2 protein-coding genes and 6 pseudogenes are annotated in these 6,260 nt (G+C 60.2%); 5 read left to right on the forward strand and 3 right to left on the reverse strand.

The annotated features are described in order from the left end of the window. From NKJ91_RS33125 to NKJ91_RS33150, 5 pseudogenes are all read left to right on the forward strand, one after another. Nucleotides 1-769: pseudogene (locus NKJ91_RS33125) on the forward strand (Mu transposase domain-containing protein); the annotation flags it as partial. Then, nucleotides 766-1,594 (forward strand): annotated as a pseudogene (gene istB, locus NKJ91_RS33130) (IS21-like element helper ATPase IstB); the annotation flags it as partial. The pseudogenes NKJ91_RS33125 and istB, both read left to right, overlap by 4 nt. Nucleotides 1,595-2,022: 428 nt before the next feature. Continuing rightward, nucleotides 2,023-2,389: pseudogene (locus NKJ91_RS33140) on the forward strand (IS21 family transposase); the annotation flags it as partial. Nucleotides 2,390-2,416: 27 nt separating this feature from the next. Next, nucleotides 2,417-2,524: pseudogene (locus NKJ91_RS33145) on the forward strand (ATP-binding protein); the annotation flags it as partial. A gap of 322 nt (nt 2,525-2,846) precedes the next feature. Continuing rightward, nucleotides 2,847-3,791 (forward strand): annotated as a pseudogene (locus NKJ91_RS33150) (IS630 family transposase). Nucleotides 3,792-3,955: 164 nt separating this feature from the next. Here NKJ91_RS33150 and NKJ91_RS33155 read toward each other — a convergent pair. The 3 genes and pseudogenes from NKJ91_RS33155 to NKJ91_RS33165 form a co-directional block, all read right to left on the reverse strand. Next, nucleotides 3,956-4,396 carry a DUF2267 domain-containing protein gene (locus tag NKJ91_RS33155; protein WP_352458865.1) on the reverse strand — a complete coding sequence of 147 codons (441 nt, stop codon included), beginning with the start codon at nt 4,394-4,396 and terminating at the stop codon, nt 3,956-3,958. A 565-nt stretch (nt 4,397-4,961) separates the two neighbouring features. Then, the gene (locus NKJ91_RS33160; RefSeq protein WP_352458866.1) at nt 4,962-5,915 is read right to left on the reverse strand and encodes a 2-oxoglutarate and iron-dependent oxygenase domain-containing protein; all 954 of its coding nucleotides are present in this window, start codon (nt 5,913-5,915) and stop codon (nt 4,962-4,964) included. Between the two features lie 115 nt (nt 5,916-6,030). Further along, nucleotides 6,031-6,260, reverse strand: a pseudogene (locus NKJ91_RS33165) (hypothetical protein); the annotation flags it as partial.

The following is a 6,260-nucleotide window of genomic DNA, read 5'->3' on the forward strand; positions in this document are numbered from 1 at the left end:
CTTGGCTTCAGTCGCCTTATTTGGGCACGCTTCGTCGTCCGCCAGGATCTGCCGACTGTCTTGCGCTGCCATGCTGGGGCTTTCGAGGCGCTGGGCGGCGCTCGGCGAAGGCGATACCGGCGGCATCGTCTACAACCGTGCCCTCGTCGATCTTGCCCGCCACTATGGTTTCCATCCCGCCTGCCGGCCTTACCGCGCCAAAACGAAAGGCAAGGTCGAGCGACCGTTCCGCTACATTCGCGAGGACTTCTTCCTGGCCCTGTCCTTTCGCAACCTCGAAGACTTGAATGCGCAGTTGCGTCACTGGCTGGACACGGTCGCAAACCCGAGAGTTCACGCAACCACACGGCGTGTCGTCAACGAAGCTTTTGCCGAGGAGCGGGCAGCGCTGCGGCCGCTGCCTTTGGCTCCCTTCCGATCGGTCCTGAAGCTCGAGCGACGCATCAGCCGGGAGGGCATGGTCAGCGTCGGCGGCAATTTCTATAGCGTGCCCGACGCCACCAGGCGCCGTGTCGTCGAGGTGCACACTCTGGCCGAAGAGGTACGCATCTTCGAGGACGGCGCACTGCTTGCCATCCATCCCATTCTAGAAGGTCGGCACCAGCGTCATGTCGAGCCCGGGCATCGCAACATCCACGTCCACAAGCGCCGACAAAGACTGAGGAACGACGAGGTCATCCTTCATGGCTCAGGCGACAGGGTCGCTCAGCGCCCGTTGGCCTTCTACGATGCCGTCGCCCGGGTGATGGCGAAGGAGCAGCATCCATGACGAATGCGCTCGATACCACGCCATCCACCATCGACCGGATCCGCCACGACCTCGTCGGCCTGAAGATGCCGCGGGCGCTCGAAGCGCTCGATCATATCGTGCGCCGGCTCGAGCAAGGCGAGATCGCCGCCCTCGAAGCCATGGACATCCTCCTCTCGGAAGAGTTGACCCTCCGCGAGAACAGCCGGATCAAGACGGCACTGCGCATGGGGCGTCTGGCCACGATCAAGACGCTCGCCGGCTTCGACTTCTCTTTCCAGCCCTCGCTCGACCGAGATCGAATCTTCACGCTCGCCCAACTCGGCTTCGTCGCCCGCTGCGAGGTCGTCCACTTCCTCGGCCCGCCCGGCACAGGCAAGAGCCATCTGGCCATCGCACTTGCCGTCGAGGCTGTGAAGGGCTGGAAAGAGCGTCTATTTCTGCCCGCTCGCCGAACTCATCGCCGCACTGGCAAGGGCCGAACGCGAAGGCCGCCTGCAGGAACGCATCCGCTTCTTCTGCCGGCCTGCTCTGCTCGTTGTCGATGAGATCGGCTACTTGCCCGGTGGCGGCAATCTGTTCTTCCACCTCGTCAACGCCCGCTACGAGAAGGGCGCCATGATTCTCACCTCAAATCGCGGCTTCGCCGAATGGGGCGAGGTCTTCGGCGACCCTGTCGTCGCGACCGATCGCCTGCTTCACCATGCGGTCGTCGTCCAGATCGAAGGATCGAGTTGTCGGCTCCGCCAGCACGCCGAGCTCATGCCCGAACACTTGCGATCAAAAGCCTCCATCACGCCGCCGACAATCGCGGCCGCGCGGCCGGCCACCGAAAATGGACACCCCTCCGCGACAGTCCGAGCGGCGAAACTGGGGAATTTTACTTCGGCACTTTTGGCGAAAATTCGAGCGGCATTGACATTGGTGAAAACACCACCAGTTTTTGACGGAAGCGTATCCGGCGTTTGCGAGTTTTAGCATTCGGCGGGTTCTATCGTGAGACCAGGAGGCCAATGCGTCGCCATGTGTCACCGACGGTCCGGTTCTGAGCAGTCCCCATCCAGTGCTTTATCTTGCGTAGGCCTGCTCGATCGGATTGATCCTGGCGAATATGGCGACAACAACCAGAGACAGCCGCGCCGATGATCTGGGAGCCAAGGTTGCCATGACGACGATGTCTGGCACTGGAGGAGGAGTTGCTCCAAGAAGGCGCGGAAACACTGTCCGTTGATCGTACCATCAAAGACGCAATGTGCAGCAGTCGATCGAACCGCAGCGCGCCGAGAAAGGTCAGCTCCAATGGCCATGCGGAGCGAAGCCCCCAAGGGGCTGCTCCGCAGTCCATGCCGTCCTCATCGAAGGTTTGCCGACTGGACGATCGAGCGGACCACCCGCGAAGCCTCCGCGGTCGGCTGCAACGCAGCGCTGCTGTGCGAGCAATTCGTGCCGATCGCCCGCATCCCGAGCAGGGCTTCCGGGCCTGCTGCCTGGGCATCATCCGGTCAACACCGCTTCGCGCGCGCGCTCGAGATTGGCGCGCGCACCTACGGCTCCGTGCAGTCGATCCTCGACAACCGGCTCGACCAGACGGCGGCATCGCGTCCGGCGGCACGAGATCCCATCGATCACCCCAACATCTGAGGCTCACGCTACTACAACTGACGAGGAGAACTTCATGACAATCTGGCCATCTGCGGCCCTTCAGAAGTCGGCAAAAGCCGGCTGGCCTGCGCGCTCGGCCACAAGGCCTGCAGCGACGATCGCTCCGTTCTCTACCCAGGCGACGCACTTGTCATGCAGCCAGGCGTTCAGGTCTTGAAGCGCAGCCGCAGCGTCTAGATGCGCTCGCGCACCACCCCGACCTAGTTCTCGACCTGACCCTTCTCCCAGCCCGAGGCGGGCGTGCAGGCAACCGGCTTCATCGGAAGACCGGGAACGATTGGGCCGAGCACCCAAAGGCACCAAAAGCTAATGCTCGTAGATTTCGCACTCCGGGTTCAGGACGTCGACTAGAGCACGTCCTGTGATCGATGAATCGATTGTGATGTGACGGCTGCGTTTTGTGCTGATTCAACATCCACCTCGATGGAGGTGGACGATGGGAAGAGCATTGAGCGGTGATCTTCGGTCGCGGGTCTTGAAGGCTTCGGACGAGGGCATGTCGGCGCGGCAAGCGGCGGCGCGGTTCGGCGTGGGAGTGTCCAGCGCGATCCGCTGGATTGCGCGGGCGAAGATCGGCGAACTGGCGCCACGCCCGCAGGGCCGCCGCCGCGCCTCCAGCCTCGATGCGCATGAAGCCTTCATCGTCGGGCTGATCGAGGAGCGCAAGGACATCACGCTGAACGAGATGGTGGAGCGGCTCGTCGCCGAGCAGTCAGTTCGGATCAGCCGCAGCGCCTTGAGCGCCTGGCTTCGCGGTCGCGGCTGGACATTCAAAAAAAGTCCGCGCACGCACTGGAGCAGGGTCGCCTCGACATCCTGAAGCGGCGCCGGGACTGGTTCGACGACCAGCTCGATCTTGATCCGGCGAAGCTCGTGTTCATCGATGAGACCGGCCTCTCCACAAAGATGGCCCGCCTGCGTGGAAGAGCGCCGCGCGGCGAGCGCTGCCGGGCCGGCGTGCCGCATGGCCACTGGAAGACCACGACCTTCACCGGAGCGCTGCGGCTGACGGGCATGACTGCGCCCTTCGTCTACGACGGCGCCATGAACGGCAACGTGTTCCTGGCCTATGTCGAGCAGGTGCTGGTCCCTACATTGTCGGAGGGCGACGTAGTCGTCATGGACAACCTGCCCGCCCACAAGGCCGCCGGCGTGCGCGACGCGATTGAGGCCGCAGGCGCGAGCCTGCTCTACTTGCCGCCCTACAGTCCCGACTTCAATCCGATTGAGAACGCCTTCGCCAAACTCAAGGCGCTGCTGCGAGCAAAGGCCGAGAGAACCATCAAGGCTCTCTGGGATGCGGGTCGGCGCGGTCGTCGACCTCTTCACCCCAGCCGAATGCGCCAACTACTTCAAAGCCGCAGGATATGAACCGGATTAAACAGGACGTGCTCTAGTGTTGCGCTCCTATGAACTGCACTGCGACACTGGTGCAAAGGGGAAGTGAAGACGTCCTCTGGCCATTTCCGCTTTCGGAGTCAAGGAAGGATAGTCAGACTGGTTTCCTAATCGAAGGGCTCCCCCTCGGGGACTGGGTTGGTACGCTCATGGGGGCAAACGTCTGTCGGAGCATGGCCAAAGGTCATGCAGCACACTTGGAGTGGCCGCCTTGGCTTCTTGGATCTCTGCTGCCGATAAACGGTCCGCCAATTGGCCTAGGACCGAGCGGGCAACCTCTTCGGGATCCACCGCCGGGTCACGGTGGACTCCGTCGCGGATCCGGTCGAGAAACAAACTTCGGTTTGTGGCTATGGCGCGGCGGCCGGGATGCCAGCCCTCGTAGTAAAAACCGCGCAGTAAGGTTGGCAACTGTGCGCCCATGTAAACGGCCTCGTCGCGATCGAGGAAGTCGCGCAACGCGTGCAGCGTCGCAATCAGGGCTTGGTAGACCCGCTCTCGATCATGCCAGCGAAGTCTCCACATCAGATCGCTAATCCAATTCTGGGTTGATTGCAACGCGTTGTTCAGATCATGGCTCAGGCACATGAGCATTCTCCTGCCCTTACAGGCTATTAAATTCAAATCACTCGCCACACGTGGAGATACGTCTCATCGACTGAGGCAAACAATTAGGTCGGGTGGAGTGCTGCAATGACCGAAAAATAAACTTCCATCCGCGATGGATGTAAGCGATGTCTGAAGGATGTCGCTACCGGCTTACGGGTGCGGAACAGAGCGCGAAGGCTAATCCTAGCCCGATCGCGGTTCCGCGATATAACCAAAGAACCCGCGAATACACAGGCGGGCGTGCCGCCAGTGTGGAGATCACGGTCGTTCACCCCGGGCTGATCGCACCACTTCCTTTATCCAAAATCATCGCCTCCGTGAAGCGGCACAATGGAGAACCGTGGCACTTCAGCTTTCTGAAAGTACGCGTGGATCTAGCGTAGGCACAGTACAATGGACTGCATCAGCGCCCTTTAAATCGAGGCGCGTTGCAGACCGTCGCGCTTCGCGTGATGCGCGACGAATTGGCTAGTGGGAGAGTTCTTCCAGTGCACTAATCCAAAGGTGCCCCAATCACGTTGCCTCCTTGGGAAAGCCAACCTTGCTATAACTCTCGCGCGCGTCCGGCGCCAGTCCCGGCTGCGACTGACTCCATGTTGCGCAGCATCATTTCCGCCACGCCGAACGAGTGCCGCCCTTGCCGCGAAGTTAGGCGAGTGTAGATGTCGGGGTAGATAAAAAAAGGAAGCGAAATTCGGTCACTCAGACCACTGTGCGCGACCTGATGCGGCGTACTCTTAAAGCGCTCGTCGCTCAAGGCCTGAAACATGTCGCCCAAATTGACTACGAGACTGTCGGGCAGGCTCGGCACTGGCATCCAGCGTCCGCGGAGCCACACCTGCAAGGATCGCGTAGGGAGTTCCTCCTGCAGCACAAGCGTGAAGAAGCCACCATCGGTGTGCTTGCCGCACTTGCCGCCGCGAGCTGGATACCGGATCACGCGTTGCATGAGCGTCGGCGGGCTGAAATGGCGTTGGAACCAGCCTTGCTCCATGCCGATCATGTCGGCAAGCGCGGTCCCGATCTGCGGGACAACCTCGTTGAGTACGGTAGCTTGCAAAGCAAGCAGGCTTCGCGCGAAACCCGGAGCCGAGGCGTCATCCGGAAAGCGCGTTGCTCCAGCAAATGGACGCCGGTCTCCTTCGTTCTCAATTCCCAGGCTGAACAATTCCTTTGGATCGGTGTGAGCCTCGGGATGCAGTATTTCGCCGTGCAAAGGGCCGTATCCACGGGCGACAGCGGGATACACGGTTTGAGCGGCGTGACTGTAGCGCTCCTTGATGGACTGTGGCAAGGCGAAGAAATGCCGGGAAGCCTCAATGGCTTGTCCGATCTGTTTCTTCGGGATGCCGTGCTCAACGAGGCAGAAGAACCCGTACTCCTGGCAGGCCATTTCCAGGCGCTGGCGCTCTTCACCTCGCGTTTCATCAGCTGTCAATTTCGCCAGTGAAATTTCCGGCAGGGTGGTGATACCTGATTCTTCGTCGGTAGTGCACATGGATCTGTCCTTCGCACGAGTTCAGTATAGAAAAAGTATGTATCGGATTTTCGCCGAGAACAATACTTAAATTGTTAATAGTATGCTACTATGTCATGAATACTGTTATATTAATTTAATAATCGCAGCACGTAAGGTTCACAGTAAAAATCTCAAAAACTGGGGGTGTGAGGAACCTGCTATAACAGGCTGTTGAAGAAGTCTGACGTATTGCCTTGAGGATGGCCTCGTCGCCGTTGTGATAGGCGAATGTGATCTCGATCGAGCCGTCGTCGAGCAATTCGGCATAGCCGTCGCCTGTGACTTCATCCATCTCGTCACACCCGGCCCATGTGAAGTGAACTA

Origin of the sequence: Mesorhizobium sp. M0040 (assembly GCF_040323505.1) — a bacterium.
Lineage (GTDB): Bacteria > Pseudomonadota > Alphaproteobacteria > Rhizobiales > Rhizobiaceae > Mesorhizobium.